Raw genomic sequence first — 24,640 nt, 5'->3', positions numbered from 1 at the left:
TGTTGAGAGAAGATGAAATTGGTTTGACGGCGCAAGCGCTGAACCGCCTTATCGATAAATTGCAGGGCAACCTCAAGACGATTCTGGAACGCTCGGCCTCGGTTGCCCATTCTGCGAACCAGATGGCCGCTACCTCGGGACAAGTGGCCATCGCCTCGCATCAGCAAAGTGAGTCAGCGGCGAACATGGCCGCCACAGTCGAGCAAATGACCGTCAGTATCAACCACGTCGGTGATCGCGCGAGCGAGGCAGACCGCCTGTCCACCGAGTCCGGGACTTTGGCCGCATCAGGGGAGTCGATCATTGGCAAGACGGTAGACGACATCAACAAGATTTCCGACACAGTCCATCAGGCGGCTGATCGCATACGCGAGTTGGTCGAAAACAGTCAACGAATCTCAAGCGTTGTCGCCGTAATCAAAGAGGTAGCTGACCAGACCAATCTTCTTGCTCTGAATGCGGCCATTGAGGCGGCTCGCGCCGGAGAACAAGGACGGGGATTCGCGGTTGTTGCCGACGAAGTGCGTAAACTCGCTGAACGGACGTCCGCGTCAACTCAGGAAATATCAAAAACGATTGAGTCCATGCGAACCGGAGCCGACGAAGTGGCCATGAGGATGGAAAGCGTCGTTGCCGAAGTTGGGCGTGGCGTCGACTCTGCCAGCAAAGCGAACGAAGCGATTAACCAGATCGGGATCGGAAGCAGGAATGCGGTGGAAATGGTTCAAGAAATCTCTTCCGCCATTCGCGAGCAAGCTTCGGCGATGACGACCATCGCGCAGCAGGTCGAACGGATCGCTCAGATGTCCGAAGAGAGCAGCGCGGCCGCCGACAATAGCGCGCAGGTAGCCAAAGATCTCGACAATCTCGCGACAGAAATGCAACACATCGTCCGCGCTTACCGACTCTAGCTTTTGTAGAATCCATGGATTGTCCGCCTAAAGGGCCCCTACTGATCGGCGGAATCCACGCACACGACGAATCAGACATGACCTCATCGGGGATGACGCCTCCACCTACGGGGCCAACGAAATGCCATTGTGGGAGCGCGCGCCGCTATGCAGCGCAGCTGGCAGGATTCCCGCTAGCACGTTGTCCACGCCTTAAATGCGCCATCTACTTGTTCCTTGAGCGAGAATGACGATGACATGTATCAATAGGCGAATTGTTCCCAATAATATAATCGGATCCATTTAGGTGCACGAACCCCAGAGGAGCATCAGTTGAGGATTTCAGGACCCCCCCCTTTCTGCAAAATCAGGTCGAGTTTGAACAGCTCTCAGCGACTCCCAGGTTCGCGACTGCGAGTCCTCTTGGCGGTTGCTTTGCCAATGAGCTTCATTAGCCAGACCGCCGAGGCGATAGACGTCGCTAGTCAGTCTGACTGGAATACTGCGGTTGCTGTCGTTGCCTCAGCGGGAAGCAACTCGACGGTGCAAATCAATATAACGAGCGGCTTTACGCTGACGAGTTCGCTTTCCGCCCTGGTTTCGAATAGTTCCAACGTTATCGTCAATATCGTAGGCAACAACAGTACGATTAACGGCAACGCCCTCTATCAAGGCATCCAGGTATCTGGAACCAACGGCCCCACCGTCAATATTTCGAATCTGACGCTCACCAACACCTTGGCGAGGGGTGGCAACGGCGGCAGTGGCGGTGATGGCGGTGGCGGCGGCGGCCTTGGTGCGGGTGGCGGTTTGTTTGTGGCCAGTGGCGCCAAAGTGACTTTGCAAGACGTCGCTTTCACCAATAACACTGCTAAAGGCGGCAATGGTGGGGTGGCCGGCTCACACTCCGGGGGCTCCGGAGGCGGTGCTTTAAATGGCGGAACGGGCGGAACAGCCCCTTCTGGCTCTGGAACCGGTGGGGCGGGTGGTGTAGGTGCCAGTTCAACGCTTTTTCCCGGTGGCGGTGGTGTAGCGGGGACGGGTGGTGGCATTAATACCAGCAATGGTGGCACCGGTGGAACTGCGTCAACGGGTGGTGGTGGCGGCGGTGGCGGAGCGGCTACAAACACCTTTTCCGGTGGTGCTGGTGGCGCTGGCGGTTTTGGCGGCGGCGGCGGCGGCGGTGGGATTGGTACTACAAGCGGCGCCGGTGGCGCTGCCGGTTATGGCGGTGGAGCTGGCGGCGATGGTAACAACGGGCCTGGTACTGGTGGTACCGGTTATGGCGGCGCCGTGTTCGTGATGGATGGCGCTTCGCTCACCATCAAGTCATCCGGGGATTTTTCCTATAGCGGCAACACGACAGTCCAAGGAAGCGGGCGGAGTCCTGCTGCGACCCGGGGCCAGGATATCTACATCAATGGTGCATCCCAGGTGATCACCTTTGAGGTTAACTCGGGCACGGCTGCTTTTGTCGGCAGCACCCAAACCACGCAAGGTAATATCGCTGGCGAGGGCGGCGTGACCAAAACGGGGGCGGGAACGCTTGTTCTATCCGGAGCGCAACGCTATACAGGTGCCACTACGATCAGTGCCGGCACCATGATACTGAATGGCTCACTGACCTCATCGGTTGCCGTGAATAACGGCGCCGTGATGGGCTCTCTGGCTGGCAGCACGGGCACCATTACGGGCAACTATACGCAAGCGGCTGGCGCCATTTTCCGTACCCAGGTGGCTGACAACAACACTTACGGAAAACTCGCGGTAACCGGCACGGCGACCCTGCCCAGCAACGCGCGGATCGATGTCGATGTCACCAACCCCAACTTCTCCTTTTCGGCTACCCGGATGGCTAACGTCATCAGTGCTGGGGCCTTGGTCAGTGATGGCAGCTTCTCGGTTACCGACAACTCCAATCTGTTCAATTTCAACGCCACCAAGAACGGCAACGCCGTCGATCTATTGATTATGCGGGCAGTCGGCAGCACCGTCTTGCGCGACGTCGAAGTATCCGACAATGCGCCGGCGCGGGGCGCGGCGGCTGTCCTCGATAACCTGATATCGAACTACGCCAGCAATGGCACCAGCGGCCATGCGGGAATGGATTCGGTGATTAACGCCCTTGGCCGATTGACGACCGAGCGCGATGTCTCGAATGCCGCCAGCCAGACGCTGCCACTCCTGACGGGCGGCTCGATTTCGGCCGTGCGGACAACGATGAACGGTGTCAACAACATCGTGCTGTCCCGCCTCGATCACGTGAGCGGCCGAGCGACAGGCGACAGCTTCCTGGGCGACAAGTACTTCTGGCTCAAGCCACTCGCCTCGCGAGCCGATCAAAGCGAACGTGATGGTGTCGCCGGGTACAAAGCCGAGACTTATGGCCTGGTCGCCGGTGTTGATGGCACATTGACGCCAGCGCTGCGTGTTGGCGGTGCCTTCGCTTATGCCGACAGCGACGTTGACAGCAAGTCAAGCATCGCGCCGCAAAGCAACGACATCAGGCTGTATCAGTTGACCGGTTACGGTAGCTACGCCCTTGATGACCGCTCCGAAATTAACTTCCAAGTCGATGTCGGCCAAAACGCCAATAAGGGCCGCCGCCAGATCGCCCTGAATTCCAGCACGGCCTCGTCCAGCTACGATAGCCAAACAGCTCACCTCGGACTCGGGTTTGGTCGCGCGTACCCGGTGGCCGCCAGCACGACGCTAACACCGTTCGTCCGCGCCGACTACACGTGGATCAAAGACAAGTCGTACAGCGAAACCGGCGCCGGCGCCCTCAACCTCAATGTATCGGACCGTACCGCCGAAGCGTTCGTCTTCACCCTGGGTAGCAAATTGGCCCACCGGTTGAACGATCAGACGACATTGGTCGCCAACCTGGGTATCGGTTACGACGCAATTAACGACCGTGATACCGTCACCGCGGCCTTTGCTGGGGCATCCAGCGCTGCCTTTGTCACCTGCGGGATCAATCACAGCCCGTGGATTGGGCGAGCCGGCGTAGGCGCGGTCTATAAGCTGAAGAATGGCTTTGAGATCACCGGGCGCTACGATGTTGAATACCGCGAGAGCTTTCTCAACCAGACGGCTTCGGCTACTATGCGCTGGGCGTTCTAACCGCACACGCCGTGACGACCAAGGCTGCCGGAGCAATCTGGTGGCCTTTTTACTTTTCCGCTGCCCGACTCTCGATCCATGCCTCGTCCAAGCCTCTGGTTGCCATGCCTCCTTCTGGCTGCCTGCATGACACTACCGTCGCCGGCCGAGCGCCGCGCGGCGGCTGACGCCTTGGCACAGTCAAGAAGCTGGCGGGCGGCCATCATCCCAAGCGGTCCCTTCGATCTCGTGGCCTATTTGCCTTCGGCACCTGCCTCAGCCGGGCATTTGACGATCTATATCGAAGGGGACGGTCTGGCCTGGGTCACCGGCACCCAAGTGTCATCGGACCCCACCCCGCGTGACCCGCTGGCCTTGCGGCTGGCGTTGGCGCAGCCGGAGGGAGCCGCTGCCTACCTTAGCCGCCCGTGCCAATACGGCGACGCCGAAGCGACAAACTGCTCCAGCCGCTACTGGACTAGCCGCCGCTTCGCGCCGGAAGTGGTCGCCGCCACCGATCGCGCCATCGACGTGCTGAAGCAGCGTTTCGGCGCCACGCGGTTATCGCTGGTCGGTTACTCCGGCGGCGGGGCCGTAGCCGCGCTGGTTGCCGCTCGTCGAACCGACGTCGAGCGCCTGGTGACTATTGCCGGCAATCTCGATCATCGGGCGTGGACAACGTATCAGCGAATCGAGTCGCTAACGGGCTCGTTGAGCCCCGTCGACTATATCGAGGCATTATCAACTATCCCGCAATGGCACTATGTTGGGGCGATGGATGACAACATCACGCCGTTGCTAGTTCAAGGTTTCGCTGAGCGCTTTCCAGTAAGCAAGCGCCCCGTCGTTCGTATCGAGTCGAGCTTTGACCATCGCTGTTGCTGGGTCGAGCAGTGGCCGCGCTTATGGCAGGAGAGTTTGGCTCGGTGAATAAGGCGCTAACTGTCGGAAAGCGACAGTCCTCGACAAAAACCCGTGGATTAACTGTATGGGTAGCGAGCGGCGACGTTGAGTCACGTATCGGGTTTGCCTTAGAGAGAGGCCTCTGTTCAGGGGAATGTTCAACCAAGCGGCCGGTATTCGGCACATTGCCGCCACACATTGCACATCAGATCAACGGCAGCTTTGGCCGAACTCCGGCCAGACCGTCATCGCGCCGGCTGCATAGACAGGGCTGACATAGCTGCCCACCTTGACCGTCCTCACCACCGAACATATGGCAGACCGATGCCTCTGCATCCAACGGGAGCAGGACACCAGTCGGAAGCGCCGCCTTTGCCGCCGTAGCCGCAACCTTCGTCGGCTCGTCTCTCCCGGCCGGCCTCTTCCTTCGCCACGGCACAGCGCGGAGGACAGGTTACAATTTAGGTTTTTCCACCTATCGCGAGAACCATCGTGGCTGCAACCATCCTGCAAAAGATCCCCGCCGGCGAACGTGTCGGCATAGCCTTCTCCGGCGGCCTGGACACATCCGCCGCTGTTCACTGGATGCGCGGCAAGGGCGCCATTCCCTGCTGTTATACCGCACACCTCGGCCAGCCCGACGAAAGCGACTACGATGACATCCCGCGCAAGGCCAAACTCTATGGCGCCGAGATCGCTCGGCTGATCGACTGCCGGCCGCAGCTTATCGCCGAAGGTATCGCTGCGATCCAGTGCGGTGCCTTCCACATCAAGACCGGCGGCAGTACCTACTTCAACACCACGCCGCTGGGCCGGGCTGTCACCGGTACGGCGCTCGTCGTGGCGATGAAGGAAGACAACGTCAACATCTGGGGCGACGGGTCCACCTACAAGGGCAACGACATCGAGCGTTTCTACCGCTACGGTCTGCTGGCCAACCCGGCACTGCGCATCTACAAGCCGTGGCTCGACCAGGACTTCATCGACGAACTGGGTGGCCGCAAGGAGATGAGCGAATACCTCATCAAGCACGGCTTCGACTACAAGATGAGCGTCGAGAAGGCCTATTCGACCGACTCCAACATGCTCGGCGCGACGCACGAAGCCAAGGATCTGGAATTCCTCAAGAACGGCATCAACATCGTCAACCCGATCATGGGCGTCGCTTTCTGGCGCGAGGACGTGGTCGTCAAGCCGGAAACCGTTACCGTACGTTTCGAGGAAGGCGAGCCGGTGTCCATCAACGGCCAGACCTTCGCCAATGCCGTCGACCTGTTCGCCGAAGCCAATGCCATCGGCGGCCGGCACGGCTTGGGCATGAGCGACCAGATCGAGAACCGCATCATCGAGGCCAAGAGCCGCGGCATCTACGAAGCCCCGGGCATGGCGCTGCTGCACATCGTCTATGAGCGCCTGGTGACCGGTATTCACAACGAGGACACCATCGAGCAGTACCGCATCAACGGCCTGCGCCTTGGCCGCCTGCTCTATCAGGGCCGCTGGTTCGACCCGCAGACGCTGATGCTGCGCGAAACCGCCCAGCGCTGGGTGGCGCGTGCCATCACCGGCGAAGTCACGTTAGAGCTGCGCCGCGGCAACGACTACTCGATCCTCGATACGGCGAGCCCGAACCTTACTTACGCGCCCGAACGTTTGTCGATGGAAAAGGTGGAAGACGCCGCCTTCACGCAAGCCGACCGCATCGGCCAACTGACCATGCGCAACCTCGACATCATCGACACGCGCCAGAAGCTCGGCATCTACAGTCAGAGCGGTCTGCTCGGCTCGCAGAAAGACGGCAGCATTCCTCTGCTGACGGGGAATGCGGAGAAGAAATAACCGTCGTCTTGCTAGAAAAGCTCGGCCTAACGTGACCATGTGAGCCGTTTGTCGATGTGAGTCGAAAAGCCAACGGGCCTGCTCCAGCAGGCCCGTTGAATTTTGAGAAGCCGCTTCCGCGTATTGGCAGCCTTTGGCGTACGGCGGCTGTTCGCATGAAGCAGGTGTGTCGCTTAACGCTTACCTGTTTGCAGCAAATAGACACCACCAAGAATCAACGCGATGGCCACCAAGTGAATGGCTTGGAGCGGCTCGTTGACAAGAACATGGCCCACCACCAGCGCAACCACCGGAGGGATGTAGGAAACCCCGGCGGCACGCAGCGCGCCCAGACGTTGAATGATGAAATAGTAGAGAACGTAGGCGAGTCCGGTGCCGAGCAGTCCGAGCCCGAGAACAAGTCCTGCCAACGCACGCGGGTCATGGTAGATCGCTGTAATACCGTGAAAATCGGTAACGGCCAGCAATAGCAAGAGTGCCAATCCAATTTGCCAGGTCGAAAGGGCCAACGCCGAATGCCCTTTGGAAGACAGATGACGCCGGGCGTAGATGAATGAACTGCCTACGCTGATCGATCCGGCAATCATGTACAAGACGCCGTGCGGGTCAATTGCATCCTCGACCCGCCAAGGCTGCGCGATGCACAAAATCCCCGCGAAACCGATGACAAGGCCGCCGATGGTGAGCCGATTCAGTGGCTCTTCCCGCATGAAGACCCACGCCGTCACGAACGAGAACAGCGGGATGGCTCCCGAAAGCATGCCGGCAATGCCGGACGGCAAGCGCGCGGTACCAGCGGCAAACGCGTAGTAATAGAAGACGGTGGCCAAAAGAGCCATCACCATGAAATGAGGAAGATCCTTCAACTGGGACCATCTCAACACGCCGCGGCTCATCGCCAACAGAAGAATCGGAGCGAAGCCGAACAAAACGCGCAACAGCACAATCTGGCTGGGCGTCAATAACGCGGCCGCCCACTTCATGAAGAGGAAATTGGTTCCCCAAACGAGCCCAAGAAGGAGGAAGGCAATGTGGCCAAGCTGCGTCATTTCTCTCAAAAAATGCGATTGGTCTATCGTCTATCGGTGCCTTGAATCGTGCGCAACGATGAATTTCGGCGGCCGAAATTCACAGGCCAAGCTGTTGCTCGTCGGCGAGGGGAAATCCTCAACTCGCGGTGACGACGCGGCGGGCGATCAATGCTTCCGCGATCTGCACGGCATTCAGCGCGGCGCCCTTGCGGATGTTGTCTGCGACGACCCAAAAGCTGAGCCCATGGGGAACACTGTCGTCATTTCTTATCCGCGAAACGAAAACCGCATCTTCCCCAGCACAGTCGAGCGGCGTGGCGTAGGCACCGGAAACCGAACCGTTCACAACCCGGACTCCCGGGAAAGACGAGAGCAGCTCGGTTGCCGAAGCCACCGACAAGTGGCGCTCGAACTCGACATGCACCGCTTCGGCATGGCCGACCATCACTGGAACGCGGACACAGGTTGCGCAAATTTTCAGGTCGTCGATGCCAAGAATTTTGCGGCTCTCCACCTCCATCTTCCATTCTTCCTTGGTCCGGCCGTCGTCAAGAAAGACGTCAATGTGCGGCACGGCATTGAACGCGATCGGCTTGTCGCCGCTTCTTTCCAGGGTCTCCTTGGCCCGATTGGATAAGGCACGGAGATTTGCATCGGCGACGTCGGCCTCCTGCTTGAGGCGGCCCAACAATCGGCGGCCGCCACCCGATGCCGATTGGTAGGTGTCGACCACGATGCGCTTGATCCTTGCTGCGTCGTGCAGCGGCTTCAGCGCCATGACGAGTTGGATGGTGCTGCAATTGGCGACCGGCAAAATGCGCTTATGCAGAGCCTCGGGCTGTTCAAGCAGGTCACCATTGATCTCCGGCACGATCAGCGGTACTTCCGGATCCATACGGAATGCCGAGGAATTGTCGATGACTATGCACCCCTGGGCAGCGGCGCGTGGGCTGACTTCCCGAGATGTTGCCGCTCCGGCGGACATGAACACGAAACCCGTGTGCGCGAAGTCGTAGGTGGCAAGATCACGGACCGCCAAGTCTTCGCCGCGGAACTTGATCTTACGCCCTGCAGCGGCTGACTCTCGGGTGGCTAGTGGCACCAGCGAAGTGATCGGGAAACGGCGCTGCTCGAGAATGCGCAGCATCTCCTGGCCAACATTACCGGTAGCTCCGGCGACGGCGACGACGAATGACATCATTTCTCCTGTTTGTTGTGCGAAGGCGGCAGTTCGGCGCCGGCGATTGCCAGCGCAGCCTGGTTTCTGGACTCGGCGCCACCAGTCTAGGAACAAACAGGCGATTGACCTATGCCGCGGACATTGGATAAGCTGTACGAATGGCGTACAGCTCGATGCAGAATCTACCCCCAATGGAGGGGCTCTTGGCCGCCTTGGCCGTTCTCCGCCTGGGTTCATTTACCGCCGCCGCAGATGAACTCGGCGTGACCCACGCAGCCATCAGCCGCCGCATTGCTTTAGTCGAAGAGTGGGCCGGAAAACCGCTGTTCACGCGGCACGGGCGGGGAGCGAGACCGACGCCCAATGGGCAGCGTATTTTGTCGCGTGCCGGCAACGCCCTTGAGCAGATTGCCCTGCTTGGCCGTCAGGCAACGAAATCCGGGGTGACGACGGTTCGTCTTGCGGTCACTCCGTCGTTTGCCCGCTTCTGGTTATTCCCCAGGCTGAAACCGATGTTGGAGGCGTTGCCGGACGTTCGTTTCGAGGTCGTCGCCGATTTGAAACACGCGGACTTGACCGGCGGTGAGGTCGACCTCGCCATACGTTACGGGCGAGGAGGATGGCGATCCGGCAACGAGCGTCGCTTGTTTGACGACTCGTTGGTTCCGGTAGTCGAAGCGACTCGTTGGCGTCAAGTCGAGAACGGCCATGCCGATGCTGTGCTAAAACTCCCCCTCCTGCATGACGCCGATCATACGAATTGGAAAGTCTGGAGCGAGGTTCATTGCGGCCGTATCACCCCCTCAAAACCTGCCGATCGCGTGCTCCTGGATTATGCTCTTACCATGGATGCGGCCGCGAGCGGGCTCGGTGTCGCCCTCTGGAATTCCGCGTTGCATCCTTTGCCGCCCGGACTCCTGGCGCTGGAAGACTGGCGGGTTACCGGGCCGATGTCCTTTTTCCTGCTTCGGCGGGTTGGTGACGACCATACGCCGGCCGCGAAAGTTGCCGAGTGCATTCGCCAAGAATGCGCGTTATCGTAAAAACCGGAGGATGCAGCGGTGCCGTTTGCTGTTCGGGGAGTGGCGGCCCACGCCGCTTGATCTGTCAGCGATCGGCTTGCCTGCTTACCGAACCAATACCTTATCCGGTAATTCGGCGAACGGGAGAAGCTCACCGGAGTGCGAGCAATGAAAAAGGGAGCTCATTGGCTCCCTTTGTGACTGCTGAAACAGTCAGGTATCAGCCCGCGTAGTTCTTCTCGGCGAAGCCCCAGTTGACCGTGTTGTTCAGGAACGTCTCGACAAACTTCGGCCGCAGGTTGCGATAGTCGATGTAATAAGCGTGTTCCCAGACGTCGATCGTCAGCAAAGCTTTGTCGCCGGTGGTCAACGGTGTACCGGCCGCGCCCATATTGACGATGTCGACGTTGCCGTCCGCCTTCTTCACGAGCCAGGTCCAGCCGGAGCCGAAGTTGCCGACGGCCGAGGTCTGGAAGGCTTTCTTGAACTCGTCGAACGAGCCCCACTTGCGGTTGATCGCATCGGCCAGGGCGCCGGTCGGGGCGCCGCCGCCGTTAGGCTTCAGGCAGTTCCAGAAAAACGTGTGATTCCATACCTGTGCGGAATTGTTGTAAATGCCGCCGGCTGGAGCCTTCTTGACGATCGATTCGAGATTAAGGCTCTCGTACTCGGTACCCTTGATCAGGTTGTTGAGATTCGTAACGTAGGCCTGATGGTGTTTGCCGTAGTGGTATTCGAGCGTTTCCTTCGACATGTGCGGAGCGAGCGCGTCCATCGCGAACGGCAGCGGGGGCAGTTGATGTTCCATCATTTCTCCTTGCGTTGTTATTAAGCGGGTTTGCTTCTTCGTCGGATCAATCCGGAGTGGCCGGCTCGGCGCCGGCAGTCACCGAGGTTACGGTCGCGGTAGCGCGACCTCGGTGGAAAAAGACAGCGATGCCATCGTTTGGTTCCAGAGCAGCGCTGTCCCGCACGATGGTCCCGGCAGCGTCCATGACAATGCTATAGCCGCGGGTAAGGACGGCGTCAGGGTTCAGGTGGGCAAGCGCGTCGGCCAGCTGCGCGAGTCGGGCGGTACGTGCGCCCAGGCCATTCTGTGCGAGAAGGGCGAGCCGCAGGCGCAAGGTTGCGCAACGGTGGCTGCGCTCGACGAGGTTAGGTTGTGCGAGTTGCAGGCGACGCCGAGCCTCTGCGAGCCTGGTACGCCCTCGTGCACCAGCCTGGACCAGCCCGTTATCCAGCCGCCGCTGCAGGTTTTGGAGCCGCTCACGCTGAACAGCCAGCCGCTGCGCCGGGTGTTGCAGGCGGCGACTGAGCCAGTCGATTTGCTGCGCGCGTTGATCGACAAGCGTTGCCAGCCGGCGCTTCATCGCGGCCCGAAGCGAAGCCAACTGAGAGAAGAGCGCGGAACGTTCCGGGGCGGCGAGTTCGGCTGCCGCGGTCGGCGTTGGCGCCCGTAAGTCGGCGGCGAAATCGGCAATCGTGAAATCGGTTTCGTGTCCGACGCCGACGACCACAGGTGTTGAACAGGCGCGTATGGTGCGCGCCAGATTTTCATCATTGAACGCCCACAGATCCTCGATACTCCCGCCGCCCCGGCACAGGATCAGAATGTCGCATTCTCCCCGCGCATCGGCCTCGCGCAGGGCAGTGACGATTTGTGCCGGGGCGCCTTCGCCCTGCACGAGCGTTGGAAAGATCGTGATATCCACGTGCGGCGCTCGGCGCTTTATCGTCGTCAAAACATCCCGCAAGGCGGCGGCCTGCGGCGATGTGACGATACCGAGGCGGCGAGGGAACGGCGGCAATGGCCGTTTCGCTTCTGCGGCGAAAAGGCCTTCACGCTCGAGCTTCTCCTTGAGTTGCAGGAAACGTTCGTAGAGGTTGCCGACACCGGCTTTACGCGCGGTTTCGACATTGAGCTGGAAGTCGCCGCGCGCCTCGTAAAGCGTGACCAGCACGCGCGCTTCAATGTGCTGCCCGGCTTCGAGTCGCCAGCCGAGCAACTGTGCCCGGTTGCGGAACATCACGCAACGAACCTGGGCAGTGGCATCCTTGAGCGAAAAGTAAACGTGGCCGGAGGCGGCATACGTGAGATTCGACACTTCGCCTGCCACCCAGCACAGCGGAAAGCCTGTTTCGAGCCTTTCGCGAGCCAGCCGATTGAGTACGGAAACAGGAATTACGGGCGCTTGAGTAGCGCCGGGCGGGGTGCTTTGCATGCCGGCGCTTATGCATCAATTCGTGGCCCATGTCAAATCATCAACACCCTGAGGAGGGTTGATGATCGAAATCGCTCGCAAACCCTTGTGCTGCCTAGGTTTGAGATTAACTAATTGATTTTAATCAAAAAATGAGCGTTGCTTGTTTTTGCCGTAACGGTGAAAAAGCCTTTGGAAAACGGCACTTAGCGTAACTGCACGTTGTTCATCAACAATGTTATCCACAGATTTTGTGGAAAAGAATTTCGGCGGTTCGGCGTAGTTGAAACCGTAGGATTAAGCACCGGCTGTCCGCGTCACCGTTTGATCGACACCGACCCGACGGCGCCAACGATGAGCAAGGAGGCCATCACTTCGCGCCAGCCAAGTGGCTCCCCGAGGAATACCACGCCACCCAGCACGCCGATCAGCGGCGTTGTCAGCGAAGACAACGACGATACGGCGACCGGGACCATGAGGACGATCCGGTTCCAGGCCCAGTAGCAGAACATGAAGGCAATGAAAATGTTGTACAACATGCCGAGAATCGGCCCCGTGCTGGGTACCGCCAGGCGTGAGGTCTCCAGCGGGACGGCCAACACCAGGAGCGGCAGGCTACCGATCAGCATTGTCCAGCCGGTCAGCGAGGAGGTTGGCATGGCGACCGGCAAGCGTTTGAAGAGGACCACACCGATGGCCCAACTCCACGCGCCCAGGATCATGCAGACGACGCCCAGAGGGGCCTGAAGCATGCCTCCGAAGCTGCCTCCAACGAGCACGCCGATACCGGATACGCCGAGCAGCAGGCCAAGGACGGCCCGCAAGCTCAGCTTGTCACCGAGGAAGATCGCGGAGAGAAGCACCGACCAGAGCGGCATCGTGTAGCCGAGCAGGGCGGCACGGCCCGACGGGAGCAAGGAGACGCCGATGATGACCAGCGCGTTCCAACCGCTGATATTGAATGCTGCCAACCATAGCACGCGTCCCCATTGCCCACGCGGAACCTTGAGCGACATGCCGGTGACCCGGGCAAGCGCCAGCATGCCAATGCCGCCGAGCAACAGGCAGGTGGAACGGAAGTAGAGCGGGGGCATTTCGGACAGAACCATCTTCATGATGGGCCAGTTGGCGCCCCAGCAGAGTGAAAGGGCGGCCAGTAGCAGGAGCCCCTGACGAGGAAGACGTTCGTGCGGACTAGCGATCATGCGTGGGAGGCTCCGGCATGGCGCCCGAGCGGCAAGGAAGGCAAAGGGAGCACCATGCCCTTTTTTTGCGGTGACGGCAATGGCGCGAAAAGCACATCGGCGTTTCTCATTTCCCGTTAGATCCAACACCAGAGATAAAAAGAGGGCGGAATGGTTGCCAGCGGCAATATGGTTTTGGAAACAATGATTAACCAATGTTCTTGCCGCCACCAAGAAAGGGCCCGCTTCGGCAAGAGGGCTTGTCGCTGAGGCTTACTCAGGCTAAAGTCGCCCCTTCAAGAAATCGTTAGGGGGAAGCGTGTTTTCGATCATTCTGGCCGCCGGCTGGCCCATCTGGCCCTTGCTCCTGGCATCGATCATCGCCGTGGCGTTGATCATCGAGCGCCTCGTTACGCTGCGGCGAGCGAAAGTGTTGCCCTCCGGTCTGTTGCAGCGCGTGATCGCCGAGTACCGCAAGCAAGGCGTCAATGACTCGATGCTCGCCGGCCTCGAAGCGCAGTCGCCCCTCGGCCGGGTCCTCGCTGCCGGATTTCGCAGCGTCGGCATGTCGCGCGAAGTCATGCGCGAGTCGATCGAAGAAGCCGGGAGCGTAGTCGCTCACGATCTCGAGCGTTATCTCACCACCCTCGGCACGATCGCTTCGGTGAGCCCGTTGATGGGGCTTTTCGGTACCGTCGTCGGCATGATCGAGATTTTCGGATCGCAGGCGCCGACGGGTTCCAACCCCATGCAGCTTGCACACGGTATTTCCGTCGCGTTGTACAACACGGGGTTCGGTCTCGTCATCGCTATTCCGGCGATGATCTTCTGGCGCCACTTCCGCGCGCTGGTCAATAGCTTCGTGCTTGAGATGCAGCAGCAGGCGGTTCGTCTGGTCGAAGTGCTGCAAGGCGAGCGCAAGGCGTAGGAAAGCACGATGAACTTTCAGCGCGGTCGCGGGCACGACGATCCGGAAATCAACCTCATTCCGTTCATCGACGTGTTGTTGGTGATCATCATCTTCCTGATGCTGACGACCACCTATGCCAAGTTTTCAGGGCTTGAAATCAACCTGCCGACGGCGGACGCAAATCAGCAGGCTGAGCAGCCGAACGAAGTTTCGGTAGCGGTGACCGCGGCCGGGCAAGTTCTGGTGAACAAAACGCCCCTGGCTTCACCCGATGTCCGCGCCATCAGCGAGGCGCTCCGGCGCGCCGCAGGAGACAACAAGGACCCGCTGATCGTCATTAATGCGGATGCCAAGGCGACCCACCAGAGCGTCGTGGATGTCATGCAGGCGGCGCAGTCGGCGGGTTACGCTCGTATTTCTTTCGCCACGCAGTCGGCGCCCTGACAGGCGTTGCCTAGTTCGGCGTGAGCCGCCGATGATGTTTCGCGCCCTTGCCCAGCGCCTGCCGGTACTCTGGTACCGGCCAAGGTTAGCGCTTTCCCTGTTGCCCCTGCTTCCCTTTGCCTGGTTGTTCCGGGCGCTTGTCCGCTTCCGCCGCGCGGCGTACCGAAGGGGAATGTTCGAATCCCAAAGCTTGCCGGTCCCCGTGATCGTTGTCGGGAATATCACCGTCGGCGGCAGCGGCAAAACCCCCTTTGTTCTATGGCTCGTCGAGCAGTTGCGTAAACGCGGATGGAACCCGGGGATTATCAGCCGCGGATACGGCGGCAAGATCGAAGGCGTCGGCGAAGCACGGCCTGACGCGAAGGCTGGTACCGTGGGCGACGAACCGCTGCTGTTGGCGCGGCGTAGCGGGGTTCCCGTTTTCGTCGGCCGCGACCGGCTTGCTGCGGGGCTGGCGCTCCTCGCTGCCCATCCGGCATGCAACGTGATCGTTTCTGACGACGGACTCCAGCACTATCGGTTGCGCCGCGGGGCGGAAATCGTGGTGTTCGACGCCCGGGGTGCGGGAAACGGTCAGCTGCTGCCGGCCGGCCCTCTGCGTGAGCCGGTCGCCCGCCTTGGGTCGGCAACAGCGATCGTGTGGAACGGTGTCGATACCTCGCCTGCCGCATTCTTTCCTGAGCTGCCGCCACGCTATGTTATGCGCCTGTCGGGAAAGCGTTTCATCAGTCTGAACGATGAGCGAACGGCTTCGGCGGACGATTTGCGCGGCAAACGCCTGTATGCGGTGGCGGGCATCGGGCATCCGGAACGTTTCTTTGCGCAATTGCGGGAGCTTGGCCTCGATTTCCAAGCACGCGCTTTCCCGGACCACCACCAGTACACAACGAACGATTTTGCTTTCGCGCACGATGGTGTTCTCCTGTTGACCGAGAAGGATGCGGTAAAATGTTCCGGTTTGATTGCCGGCGAAGCCTGGGCCCTGCCCGTGGACGCCGAGATCGTGGCGGCGCCCGGCGCCCGGCCCCTGCTTGACCGAATTCTGGAGAATTTCAACGATGGACGCACGTTTGCTTGACATCCTCGTCTGCCCGATCTGCAAAGCCAACCTCGAGTACCGCAAGGCGCAACTCGAACTTGTCTGCAAGCCTTGCAAGCTCGCTTATCCGGTGCGCGACGATATTCCCATCATGCTTGAAGACGAAGCCCGCCAGCTCGGGCCGGAGGAAGCCTGAATGAACGCCTCGCCCATCCGCTTCAAGGCTGTTGTCCCGGCTCGGTACGCTTCGTCGCGCTTGCCGGCAAAACCCTTGCTCGATCTCGGCGGCAAGCCGATGGTGGCACGGGTGGCCGAGCGCGCTTTGCTCTCCGGGGCCGAAGAAGTGTGGGTGGCGACTGATCATGCGGACGTGGTAGCCGCCGCGCAATCCAACGGGCTACAAGTGATGCTCACGCGCGCCGATCATCCGACCGGAACCGATCGCCTTGCCGAAGTCGTCGAACAGCGTGGTTGGAGCGACGACACCATCATTGTCAACGTGCAGGGCGACGAGCCCTTGATCGATCCGGTGATCATCGCCCAGATGGCGCGGCAACTGGCGGAGAGCGGAGCCGACATCGCCACTGTGGCGCATCCGATCTCGGAAGCGGCTGAGTTTTTCAATCCCAATCTCGTCAAGGTCGTTTGCAAGGCCGACGGTGACGCCATGTACTTCTCACGCGCGCCCATCCCTTACGCGCGCGATCACTTTGCCGCACCGGGCGGCAAGGAAACGCTTCCCGCCGGATTGCCGGCTTTCCGGCATATCGGTCTGTATGCCTATCGCGCCCATTTCCTGCGCGCCTATGCGCGCCTGGCGCCATCGCCCGTCGAGCGGTTCGAGGCGCTTGAGCAACTGCGCGCGCTCTATCATGGTTTCCGGATCAGCGTCGTGATCTCAGAGCATCTGCCGATGCCGGGCGTCGATACGCCGGAAGAAGCGGCCCGCATGCAGCAGTGGTTCCGCGAGCACTAAGCATCGGATTTCGGAATTCGAGGGCGGTCGATCGAGAGAAAGTCAGGCGCGTGATTCAAAGCCCCGGTGGGTAAGGAGTCACGAGGCTTCAGGTTTTTCAACACTCCGAAGGAAAAAAAGTGAGACTGATCCTGCTGGGTGCCCCGGGCGCGGGCAAAGGCACACAGGCGAAGTTCATCTGCGAGAAGTACGGTATTCCGCAAATCTCCACGGGCGACATGCTGCGTGCGGCGATCAAGGCAAGGACGCCGGTCGGCATCGAGGCGGAAAAGGTGATGGCCGAAGGGCGTCTGGTTTCCGACGACATCATCATCAAGCTGGTCAAGGACCGCATTCAGCAGGACGATTGTCGGGGCGGCTACCTGTTCGACGGCTTTCCGCGCACGATCCCGCAGGCCGACGCGATGCGCGAGGTCGGCGCGACGCTGGACTTCGTGCTCGAAATCGACGTCGACGATGCCGTCATCCTGGAGCGGATGAGCGGCCGGCGCGTGCATCTCGGCTCGGGGCGCACCTATCACATAAAGTTCAATCCGCCGAAGGTTGAAGGCTGCGACGACGTGACCGGCGAACCGCTGATTCTGCGCGACGACGACAAGGAGGAAACGGTGCGCAACCGGCTCCGCGTTTACCATTCCCAGACCGAGCAGCTGGTTGATTACTACAGCAAATGGGCGGCGACCGGTGATCCTGCCGCCCCGAAATATCGTCGCATTCCGGGCGTGGGCGACATCGAACAAATCCGGGAGGCGATTTTCGCCGCGTTGAACCAAATCAATCCTCGGTGATCAACAGTACCGTCTTTCGATAGGCCGAACTGACCCGGGCAAAGCGGGCGTGACCTCCCAGCAGAGGAGGGGCCGGAACTAACTAAGTGCAGTGGTTGGACCATTTCGGCGTCGGTCGTCACCGGCGCCGTCTGGCCTTGAATGAGGTTGCGCTTATGTCAGTAGGTCTCGTCTTCGCGCTCGTGTGTGCTCTTGCCGCCGCCTTGTACGGAGGGGCGACGGCGCGGTGGATTCTCTCGTTATCCGCTGGCGATGAACGGATGCAGGACATCGCTCGCGCCATTCAAGTCGGCGCCTCCGCCTACCTGAGCAAGCAGTACCGGACGATCGCCGTCGTCGGCGCGGCACTCACGCTTCTGATTGGCGCTTTCCTCGGCCTTCAGATCGCCGGCGGTTTCGTAATTGGCGCGGTGTTGTCCGGGGCAACGGGGTTCATCGGCATGCATGTGTCAGTGCGCGCCAATGTACGAACCGCTCAGGCGGCGCGTTCCGGAGTTGCAGCCGCGCTGGACGTTGCCTTCAAGGGCGGCGCAATTACCGGGATGCTCGTGGTGGGCCTTGGACTGCTTGGGGTCGCCGGCTATTACGCGGTCCTGCGATCAGGCGGAGCGGACTTCCGGCATGCGGTGGAACCCCTCGTCGGGCTGGCGTTTGGTGCGTCATTGATCTCGATCTTCGCCCGCCTCGGTGGTGGGATTTTCACCAAGGGGGCCGACGTGGGTGCTGATCTAGTCGGCAAAGTCGAAGCGGGCATTCCCGAGGATGATCCGCGCAATCCGGCGGTTATCGCCGATAACGTAGGCGATAACGTAGGCGACTGCGCCGGTATGGCGGCCGACCTGTTCGAGACTTATGCCGTAACCGTCGTCGCCACGATGGTCCTTGGCGCCATGATGCTCAAGGGAGCGTCGGGAGCGAGTGATGCGTTGATCGTCTATCCGCTGGTCCTCGGCGGCGTCTCGATCATTGCCTCGATCGTCGGCTGCTTCTTTGTACGGGCCCGCGACGAGGGCAAGATTATGAACGCACTCTATCGGGGGCTGGCGGTTGCCGGCGCCATTGCACTCGTCGCGTTTTACCCGGTGACTGCCTGGATGCTGGGCGACGGCGTCGCGCAGGCTGACGGAACGACGATCACATCGCTGCGCATCTACGCGTCGGCGGCTATCGGACTTGTCCTTACCGGGCTGCTGGTGTGGATCACCGAGTACTACACCGGTACCGAATTTGCGCCGGTCAAGTACGTCGCAGAAGCCTCGACGACGGGTCATGGCACCAACATCATCGCCGGACTCGGCATCTCGATGAAAGCCACGGCGCTGCCTGTGATCTCCGTCTGTGCCGCAATCTACCTGACCTACGCCTTGGCGGGTCTGTACGGCATCGCGATCGCGGCCACGGCGATGCTTTCAATGACGGGCATTATCGTCGCGCTCGACGCGTATGGCCCGATTACCGACAACGCCGGCGGCATCGCGGAAATGGCAGGACTACCGCAACAGGTGCGCGACGTTACCGACCCGCTCGATGCTGTCGGCAATACCACCAAGGCCGTGACGAAAGGTTATGCGATCGGCTCGGCCGGCCTCGCCGCGCTCGTCTTGTTCGCCGATTACACCCATGCCCTGGAGGGGCGGTTCAACGACGCCATGCGTTTCGATCTCTCCGACCATATGGTCATCATCGGCCTGTTCATCGGCGGCCTGATTCCCTATCTGTTCAGCGCGATGGCCATGGAAGCGGTCGGGCGTGCGGCGGCGTCGGTGGTCGTAGAGGTCCGCCGTCAGTTCCGTGAGATCCCGGGCATCATGGATGGTGAGGCCAAGCCGGACTATTCCCGTGCGGTCGGCATGCTGACTTCGGCGGCAATCAAGGAAATGGTCCTGCCGTCATTGCTTCCCGTGCTGGTGCCGGTGGTGGTTGGCTTGCTGCTCGGCCCACGCGCTCTGGGCGGCATGCTGATGGGCACGATCATCACCGGCCTGTTCGTCGCGATCTCCATGACCACCGGCGGCGGCGCTTGGGATAACGCCAAGAAGTACATCGAAGACGGTCACTTCGGCGGCAAAGGCTCGGAAGCGCACAAGGCGTCCGTCACCGGCGATACGGTGGGCGATCCCTACAAGGACACGGCGGGGCCGGCGGTGAACCCGCTGATCAAGATCATCAATATCGTCGCGCTGATGATTGTGCCGATCCTGCCGGCGGTTTCGTAACAAAAACGGGGCCGTCGGCCCCGTTTCTCCTTGTTTCGGCTGACTTACGCAGCGACCGCCGGATTGAGCGTGTAGATGCCGGTCAAGCTCGCTTCCGCGAGCACGTGACCGCATATTGCCTCTCGCACCTGTTGTCCCGTGAACTTTCCTTCGACCGGGACGTGCTCGAGATCAAGCGCGTACAGCGTGAAGATGTAATGATGCCTCAGTTCGTCGTTCCAGGGCGGGCATGGGCCGTCGTAGCCGTAATAGTCGCCGCGCATGTCGTTATCGCCGTCGAACCAGCCGGTGAAGTCGTTGATACCTTGTCGTGTGCCATGTAATGCAGCGGGACCGGGTTTGCCGCGCGGCGAAACGTCGTTCGAAAACTCGCCTTGAGCGATCTTCCGTATGTCGAAGGGAATGTCGACGAGCACCCAATGGAAGAAGTCGACGCGCGGCAGGGAAGCCGGGACCGTGCGCCCCTCCTGATTCACGTCATCACCGCTGCTCGGCACATCCGGATCGTGGCAGATCAGCGCGAACGACCGGGTTCCGACCGGGACTTCCTCCCAGCTTAGTTGGGGGTTGAGATTCTTGCCGAGGCAGACGTGGTGCGCGGGGTCGGGAATGCAGAAAGAAAGATCGCCCGACAGTCTCTGCCCATCGATGAAGCTTGCGCTCGTCAACTTCATGGTGATTTCCTCCAGGTGATCATTCGGCCGCCCGGCGCTTGAAATCGTTCAACCGGAAGCCGGTTATCCATAGTGTAGCGAAATAAACCGTGCCGCCTATCGCGACGAGGGCCGATAGACGCATGACGCGCTCGACAAGGCTCCATGCCATCCAATCCGCTGTATTGCCGCCCGCGAGAAGCAAAGCCGCGGAAAGGCAAGCAAGGGCGAACAGCAGCTTGGCGAGGAATTTTCCCCATCCGGGTTGCGGCGTGTAAACACCCTGTCGACGGAGCCCACGGAACAGGAGAGCTGCATTCAGGCAGGCGCCGAGCCCGATCGAAAGCGCGAGCCCGGCGTGTCGCAACCAGCCGATCAGCAGGAGGTTGAGCACCTGCGTGGCGAACAGCGTGACCAACGCGATCTTCACCGGCGTACGCACGTTCTGCCGGGCATAGAAACCGGGGGCGAGTACCTTTACCAGGATCAGCCCGAGCAGTCCGACGCTATACGCGACCAAGGCTTGGCGCGTCATATAGACGTCGTTTTCAGTGAACGCGCCATGGTGAAACAGGGTCGCTATCAAAGGAATGGCCGTCAGGGCGAGTGCGACGGCGGCTGGAGCAGCGAGCAATAGCGTCAGGCGCAGGCCCCAGTCGAGGAGTTTCGAGTACTCTTCCAGCCTCTCGCCGGCGTGGTACCGGGAAAGCGACGGGAGCAGGATGGTTCCCAGGGCGGCACCCAGCATGCCGGACGGGAATTCCATTAGCCGGTCAGCGTAGTAGAGCCAGGAGACGCTTCCCGTGTCGAGGAAGGAAGCAAAAACGGTGTTGATCAATAGACTGATCTGTGCCACCGACACGCCGAGTACCGCCGGGCCCATCAATTTAAGGATGCGCCGGACACCGGGATCTTCCCAAGAGAGGGAGAAGCGCGGAAGCATCCCGATGCGTCGCAGATGCGGGATCTGAAATGCGAGTTGGAGAATTCCGCCGACGAATACCGCCCAGCCGAGCGCCATCACCGGCTGTGCGAACCTCGGGGCGGCGAATAGCGCCATGCCGATGAACGCGAGATTGAGCAGAACCGGCGTAAAGGCCGGGACCGCAAAGCGGCTCCAGGTGTTCAGGATGCCTCCCGCCAAGGCGACAAGCGACATGAACAGAATGTACGGGAAGGTGATGCGGGTGAGCGCGACCGTGAGTGCGAATTTTTGCGGATCGCTCACGAATCCCGGGGCCGATATGTAAACAAGGACCGGCGCGCCGATCATGCCGAGCAGCGTGACTGCGAGCAGAACCAGCATGAGCAAACTCGCGACGTGGTCGACAAGCCTCTTCGTGTCTGCGGGCTCACGGTTGTTCTTGTATTCTCCAAGGATGGGCACGAAAGCCTGTGAGAACGCACCTTCCGCGAATAGCCGTCGTAACAGATTGGGCAGCTTGAAGGCGACGAAGAAGGCGTCGGTCATTACGCCAGCGCCGAAAATACGGGCGATCACAAAATCGCGCACGAAACCCAGGATACGGGATACGAGCGTCATGCCACTGACCGTGGCGAGGGCTTTGAGCAGATTCATGCGGGAGTTTTGCTTCCTCGGAGAAGCCGGTATCTTAGCTTCTCGCTGCAGGCCGGCCAAACGCTCATCGTTTCCCATCGCTTGCTTTGGAAAATCGAAGCGGGTAGAATCACGCGCTTTCCATCAACTCCTCCGATTTTAGGGACCACTATTCATGGCCAACAGCGCACAAGCTCGCAAGCGCGCCCGCCAAGCGGTTAAGCAACGCGCCCACAATATCAGCCTGCGCTCCAGTTTGCGTACGGCGGTAAAGCGTGTGCAAAAGGCGATTGCCGCTGGCGATAAGGCTGCTGCTCAAAGCGTCTATCAAGAGTCCGTCTCGGTTATCGACCGTATCGCGGACAAGAAGATCATTCACAAGAACAAGGCCGCTCGCCACAAGAGCCGCCTTTCCCAGCAGATTAAGGCGCTGGCTGCCGCCTGAGCAGATTCTTGCCAATAAAAAACGGCGTCAGCGGGCGCCGTTTTTTTTCGCTCTCGGAACTTGCCACCGGTCTTTGATTGGCCGGTCCCGCCGCTGATTCTACAACCCCGCACTCTCCCGCAACTCGGCGTAGAGCATGGCGTAGTTGCGAGCGCCTTCACTGCCTGCATTGAAGTGGAACACGTCCTGCTGGCGTGAGGGGCTTTGCGCGACCGCGACATTCTCGTTGATTACGGTATCGCATACGTCGCCGCCGTAGCATTCGCTCAGTTGGCGTCGGACGTCCTCGCTCATCCTGCGCCGGCGGTCGAAACGCGTGAGAATGTAGCGGCGCGCGACACGCCGCTTGAGGACCGGTTCGAGAACAGCGAGGGTTCGCGTCATTTGTTCCGCTGCTTGCAGCGACAAGTAGTCCGTGGAAACGGGAATAAGCAGGAGATCGCATGCGAAAATGGCGTTGAGCGCCAGAACGCCGATCGCCGGGCAGCAATCGATCAGTACATTCTCCGCGGCATTGCCGGGTATATTGAGATCCATCTGATCGAGACCGAGCCGGAGCTTGTTGAGCGCCGCCGGGCCCTTGCCGATGATTGAATCCGCTTTCATCAACTGCTGGTGCGCTGGAACCAGCCGGCCGATTCCGTCCCAAGGCGTAGCAATCTGTTCGAGTGAGCGCGAACCCTGAAAGAAGCCGTAAACGCTGCGGTTCGGGTCCGGGATGCGATGACCGCGGATATTTGACAAATGGCATTGCGGATCGAGGTCGACGAGCAGCGGCTGAGCGCCTTCGCGGGCCATCGCGGCGCCAAGATTGAGCGCGGTCGTTGTTTTCCCGACGCCGCCCTTCTGATTGAACACAGCAATGCGCATGGCTCATTGTAGCGTCGGCCGATATCTCGTGCGCTTTCCCGCGTTATATACAAGACCCTGATTTTCTCCTAGAATTTCACCCCTTGCCGTCCTCGCGCGCAATCGGGGACGCTGAGGCGTGAGCCGTTTGGCGCGGCCCGACGCGAAATTATCCCGGCGGCGTAAGCCGCCGTTTCAGTTTCGGGGTTCCATCCAAGGGTTTGTATATGTCTCACCTAATGAACACTTATGCCAGGCTGCCGGTTGCGTTTACCCATGGCAACGGGAGCCGGGTGACCGATACGGAAGGCCGCGTTTATCTCGACGCAATGTCCGGGATAGCGGTATCCACGCTAGGACATAACCACCCCGAACTGGTCGCCGCGATCGCCGCTCAAGCCGGGCGCCTGCTGCATACCTCGAACCTTTATCGTATTCCCCAGCAAGAAGAACTCGCAGACAAGCTTGCCGGGCTCGCCGGCATGGACGAAGTGTTCTTCTGCAACTCTGGATGCGAAGCGAACGAAGCGGCGATCAAGCTCGCCCGGTTCTACGGCCATCAGCGTAATGTCGATAGTCCGACCATTGTCGTCATGGAGAAGGCATTCCATGGGCGCACGATGGCAACGCTTTCCGCGACCGGCAACCGCAAGACACAAGCGGGCTTCGAGCCGCTCGTCTCGGGCTTTGTGCGTGTGCCGTACAACGATCTTGAAGCTGTCCGCGCTATCGCTGAACACAACAAGAACGTCGTCGCGGTCATGCTCGAAATCCTGCAGGGCGAAGGCGGTATCCATGAGGCCGACATTGCCTATCAGCGCGGCCTGCGCGCCTTGTGCGACGAGCAGGGCTGGCTGCTTATCTGTGACGAAGTCCAGTGCGGCATGGGCCGTACCGGCAAGTGGTTCGGCTTTCAACATTCGGGAATCCGACCCGACATCGTGACCTTGGCCAAGGGATTGGCCGGTGGTGTTCCGATCGGCGCCTGTATCACCGCAGGGCGCGCGGCGGGTCTGTTCAAGCCGGGCAATCACGGATCGACTTTCGGCGGCAACCAGCTGGCGACGACGGCGGCGTTGACCACGATCGCCGTGATCGAGAAGGAAAGCTTGATCGCGAAAGCGGAGATGATCGGGCGCCGGATTCGGGACGGGCTCGCCGAAGCATTGGCAGGCGCTGCCGGCGTGGTCGAGATACGCGGTCAGGGCCTCATGATCGGCATCGAACTGGATCGTCCGTGCGGCGAACTCGTAACTCGCGCACTGGCGGCCGGGTTGCTCATCAACGTGACGGCAGAGCGAGTGGTGCGCCTCCTTCCGTGCTTGACCTTTACTGAAGACGATGCCAACGAGCTGGTGTCGCGCCTGGCAACGCTCCTGTGCGACTATCTTGCTTCCTGAGCGGAGA

The 24,640-nt window shown here is 60.4% G+C and carries 22 protein-coding genes; 14 read left to right on the top strand and 8 right to left on the bottom strand.

Annotated elements, in window-relative coordinates; translation table 11 throughout:
• The 4 genes from NZ453_RS19040 to argG form a co-directional block, all read left to right on the top strand.
• Positions 1 to 911, top strand: a 911-nt coding sequence (locus tag NZ453_RS19040) for a methyl-accepting chemotaxis protein (RefSeq protein WP_263772464.1), incomplete at its 5' end; no start/stop codon positions are given.
• A 420-nt stretch (positions 912 to 1,331) separates the two neighbouring features.
• Positions 1,332 to 4,016, top strand: coding sequence for an autotransporter family protein (locus NZ453_RS19035; RefSeq protein WP_263772463.1), 2,685 nt, complete (start codon positions 1,332 to 1,334; stop codon positions 4,014 to 4,016).
• A gap of 126 nt (positions 4,017 to 4,142) precedes the next feature.
• Complete coding sequence (locus NZ453_RS19030) at positions 4,143 to 4,925, top strand: alpha/beta hydrolase (protein WP_263772462.1); 783 nt, start codon at positions 4,143 to 4,145, stop codon at positions 4,923 to 4,925.
• Positions 4,926 to 5,390: 465 nt separating this feature from the next.
• Positions 5,391 to 6,737 (top strand): argininosuccinate synthase, encoded by a 1,347-nt coding sequence (argG, locus tag NZ453_RS19025; RefSeq protein WP_263772461.1) that lies wholly within the window; start codon positions 5,391 to 5,393, stop codon positions 6,735 to 6,737.
• Between the two features lie 173 nt (positions 6,738 to 6,910).
• Here argG and NZ453_RS19020 read toward each other — a convergent pair whose 3' ends face one another.
• Positions 6,911 to 7,786, bottom strand: a complete 876-nt coding sequence (locus NZ453_RS19020) for a DMT family transporter (protein ID WP_263772460.1) — start codon at positions 7,784 to 7,786, stop codon at positions 6,911 to 6,913.
• Between the two features lie 118 nt (positions 7,787 to 7,904).
• Entirely contained in the window at positions 7,905 to 8,969 is a 1,065-nt protein-coding gene (locus NZ453_RS19015; RefSeq protein WP_263772459.1) for an aspartate-semialdehyde dehydrogenase, read from the bottom strand.
• A gap of 137 nt (positions 8,970 to 9,106) precedes the next feature.
• Here NZ453_RS19015 and NZ453_RS19010 point away from each other — a divergent pair, with 137 nt between their 5' ends.
• Complete coding sequence (locus NZ453_RS19010; protein WP_263772458.1) at positions 9,107 to 9,991, top strand: LysR substrate-binding domain-containing protein; 885 nt, start codon at positions 9,107 to 9,109, stop codon at positions 9,989 to 9,991.
• 199 nt (positions 9,992 to 10,190) lie between these two features.
• Here NZ453_RS19010 and NZ453_RS19005 read toward each other — a convergent pair whose 3' ends face one another.
• The 3 genes from NZ453_RS19005 to NZ453_RS18995 form a co-directional block, all read right to left on the bottom strand.
• On the bottom strand, positions 10,191 to 10,778 hold the full coding sequence (locus tag NZ453_RS19005; RefSeq protein WP_263772470.1) for a superoxide dismutase: 588 nt from the start codon (positions 10,776 to 10,778) through the stop codon (positions 10,191 to 10,193).
• Positions 10,779 to 10,824: 46 nt separating this feature from the next.
• On the bottom strand, positions 10,825 to 12,192 hold the full coding sequence (gene xseA / locus NZ453_RS19000) for an exodeoxyribonuclease VII large subunit (RefSeq protein ID WP_263772455.1): 1,368 nt from the start codon (positions 12,190 to 12,192) through the stop codon (positions 10,825 to 10,827).
• 296 nt (positions 12,193 to 12,488) lie between these two features.
• Positions 12,489 to 13,376 carry a DMT family transporter gene (locus NZ453_RS18995; RefSeq protein WP_263772454.1) on the bottom strand — a complete coding sequence of 296 codons (888 nt, stop codon included), beginning with the start codon at positions 13,374 to 13,376 and terminating at the stop codon, positions 12,489 to 12,491.
• Positions 13,377 to 13,674: 298 nt separating this feature from the next.
• Here NZ453_RS18995 and NZ453_RS18990 point away from each other — a divergent pair, with 298 nt between their 5' ends.
• The 7 genes from NZ453_RS18990 to NZ453_RS18960 all read left to right on the top strand — a co-directional run bounded on the left by NZ453_RS18990 (position 13,675) and on the right by NZ453_RS18960 (position 19,728).
• Positions 13,675 to 14,283: a MotA/TolQ/ExbB proton channel family protein gene (locus NZ453_RS18990; protein ID WP_263772452.1), complete on the top strand. Its 609-nt coding sequence runs from the start codon at positions 13,675 to 13,677 to the stop codon at positions 14,281 to 14,283.
• 9 nt (positions 14,284 to 14,292) lie between these two features.
• Positions 14,293 to 14,709, top strand: a complete 417-nt coding sequence (locus NZ453_RS18985) for an ExbD/TolR family protein (protein ID WP_263772451.1) — start codon at positions 14,293 to 14,295, stop codon at positions 14,707 to 14,709.
• Positions 14,710 to 14,740: 31 nt separating this feature from the next.
• The gene (lpxK, locus tag NZ453_RS18980) at positions 14,741 to 15,787 is read left to right on the top strand and encodes a tetraacyldisaccharide 4'-kinase (RefSeq protein WP_338051189.1); all 1,047 of its coding nucleotides are present in this window, start codon (positions 14,741 to 14,743) and stop codon (positions 15,785 to 15,787) included.
• Complete coding sequence (locus NZ453_RS18975; protein ID WP_263772450.1) at positions 15,768 to 15,944, top strand: Trm112 family protein; 177 nt, start codon at positions 15,768 to 15,770, stop codon at positions 15,942 to 15,944. Before lpxK ends, NZ453_RS18975 begins: the two co-directional genes overlap by 20 nt.
• A complete protein-coding gene (gene kdsB, locus NZ453_RS18970; protein WP_263772449.1) occupies positions 15,945 to 16,724 on the top strand; it encodes a 3-deoxy-manno-octulosonate cytidylyltransferase in 780 nt (259 codons plus the stop codon).
• A 119-nt stretch (positions 16,725 to 16,843) separates the two neighbouring features.
• Positions 16,844 to 17,512, top strand: coding sequence for an adenylate kinase (gene adk, locus NZ453_RS18965; RefSeq protein ID WP_263772448.1), 669 nt, complete (start codon positions 16,844 to 16,846; stop codon positions 17,510 to 17,512).
• An 86-nt stretch (positions 17,513 to 17,598) separates the two neighbouring features.
• Positions 17,599 to 19,728, top strand: a complete 2,130-nt coding sequence (locus tag NZ453_RS18960) for a sodium-translocating pyrophosphatase (RefSeq protein WP_263772447.1) — start codon at positions 17,599 to 17,601, stop codon at positions 19,726 to 19,728.
• A 44-nt stretch (positions 19,729 to 19,772) separates the two neighbouring features.
• Here the strand turns inward: NZ453_RS18960 and NZ453_RS18955 are convergent, their stop codons facing one another.
• Together NZ453_RS18955 and murJ are read right to left on the bottom strand one after the other, a co-directional pair.
• Complete coding sequence (locus tag NZ453_RS18955; RefSeq protein WP_263772446.1) at positions 19,773 to 20,402, bottom strand: YbhB/YbcL family Raf kinase inhibitor-like protein; 630 nt, start codon at positions 20,400 to 20,402, stop codon at positions 19,773 to 19,775.
• Between the two features lie 19 nt (positions 20,403 to 20,421).
• The gene (murJ, locus tag NZ453_RS18950; RefSeq protein ID WP_263772445.1) at positions 20,422 to 21,960 is read right to left on the bottom strand and encodes a murein biosynthesis integral membrane protein MurJ; all 1,539 of its coding nucleotides are present in this window, start codon (positions 21,958 to 21,960) and stop codon (positions 20,422 to 20,424) included.
• Between the two features lie 154 nt (positions 21,961 to 22,114).
• Here murJ and rpsT point away from each other — a divergent pair, with 154 nt between their 5' ends.
• Positions 22,115 to 22,384 (top strand): 30S ribosomal protein S20, encoded by a 270-nt coding sequence (rpsT, locus tag NZ453_RS18945; protein WP_263772443.1) that lies wholly within the window; start codon positions 22,115 to 22,117, stop codon positions 22,382 to 22,384.
• 99 nt (positions 22,385 to 22,483) lie between these two features.
• Here the strand turns inward: rpsT and NZ453_RS18940 are convergent, their stop codons facing one another.
• The gene (locus NZ453_RS18940; protein WP_263772441.1) at positions 22,484 to 23,254 is read right to left on the bottom strand and encodes a ParA family protein; all 771 of its coding nucleotides are present in this window, start codon (positions 23,252 to 23,254) and stop codon (positions 22,484 to 22,486) included.
• Between the two features lie 206 nt (positions 23,255 to 23,460).
• On the opposite strand from NZ453_RS18940, the gene NZ453_RS18935 reads away from it, so the two are divergent.
• A complete protein-coding gene (locus NZ453_RS18935; protein ID WP_263772439.1) occupies positions 23,461 to 24,633 on the top strand; it encodes an aspartate aminotransferase family protein in 1,173 nt (390 codons plus the stop codon).
• The last annotated feature ends 7 nt before the right edge of the window (positions 24,634 to 24,640 follow it).

It is taken from the genome of Propionivibrio soli (assembly GCF_025770765.1).
Classification (GTDB): Bacteria; Pseudomonadota; Gammaproteobacteria; order Burkholderiales; family Rhodocyclaceae; genus Propionivibrio; species Propionivibrio soli.
The sequence above is the reverse complement of the archived record's forward strand: the minus strand, read 5'-3'. Positions and strand labels throughout refer to the sequence as shown.

Bases quoted from the DNA above. Each gene is read 5' to 3' on its own strand.
- NZ453_RS18995 (WP_263772454.1), bottom strand. From the start codon at position 13,376: ATGATCGCTAGTCCGCACGAACGTCTTCCTCGTCAGGGGCTCCTGCTA.
- NZ453_RS18975 (WP_263772450.1), top strand. From the start codon at position 15,768: ATGGACGCACGTTTGCTTGACATCCTCGTCTGCCCGATCTGCAAAGCC.
- NZ453_RS19030 (WP_263772462.1), top strand. From the start codon at position 4,143: ATGACACTACCGTCGCCGGCCGAGCGCCGCGCGGCGGCTGACGCCTTG.
- rpsT (WP_263772443.1), top strand. From the start codon at position 22,115: ATGGCCAACAGCGCACAAGCTCGCAAGCGCGCCCGCCAAGCGGTTAAG.
- NZ453_RS18985 (WP_263772451.1), top strand. From the start codon at position 14,293: ATGAACTTTCAGCGCGGTCGCGGGCACGACGATCCGGAAATCAACCTC.
- murJ (WP_263772445.1), bottom strand. From the start codon at position 21,960: ATGAATCTGCTCAAAGCCCTCGCCACGGTCAGTGGCATGACGCTCGTA.
- kdsB (WP_263772449.1), top strand. From the start codon at position 15,945: ATGAACGCCTCGCCCATCCGCTTCAAGGCTGTTGTCCCGGCTCGGTAC.
- NZ453_RS18940 (WP_263772441.1), bottom strand. From the start codon at position 23,254: ATGCGCATTGCTGTGTTCAATCAGAAGGGCGGCGTCGGGAAAACAACG.
- NZ453_RS19015 (WP_263772459.1), bottom strand. From the start codon at position 8,969: ATGATGTCATTCGTCGTCGCCGTCGCCGGAGCTACCGGTAATGTTGGC.
- NZ453_RS18955 (WP_263772446.1), bottom strand. From the start codon at position 20,402: ATGAAGTTGACGAGCGCAAGCTTCATCGATGGGCAGAGACTGTCGGGC.
- xseA (WP_263772455.1), bottom strand. From the start codon at position 12,192: ATGCAAAGCACCCCGCCCGGCGCTACTCAAGCGCCCGTAATTCCTGTT.
- NZ453_RS18935 (WP_263772439.1), top strand. From the start codon at position 23,461: ATGTCTCACCTAATGAACACTTATGCCAGGCTGCCGGTTGCGTTTACC.
- NZ453_RS19020 (WP_263772460.1), bottom strand. From the start codon at position 7,786: ATGACGCAGCTTGGCCACATTGCCTTCCTCCTTCTTGGGCTCGTTTGG.
- lpxK (WP_338051189.1), top strand. From the start codon at position 14,741: ATGATGTTTCGCGCCCTTGCCCAGCGCCTGCCGGTACTCTGGTACCGG.
- NZ453_RS19035 (WP_263772463.1), top strand. From the start codon at position 1,332: ATGAGCTTCATTAGCCAGACCGCCGAGGCGATAGACGTCGCTAGTCAG.
- NZ453_RS19010 (WP_263772458.1), top strand. From the start codon at position 9,107: ATGGCGTACAGCTCGATGCAGAATCTACCCCCAATGGAGGGGCTCTTG.
- NZ453_RS19005 (WP_263772470.1), bottom strand. From the start codon at position 10,778: ATGGAACATCAACTGCCCCCGCTGCCGTTCGCGATGGACGCGCTCGCT.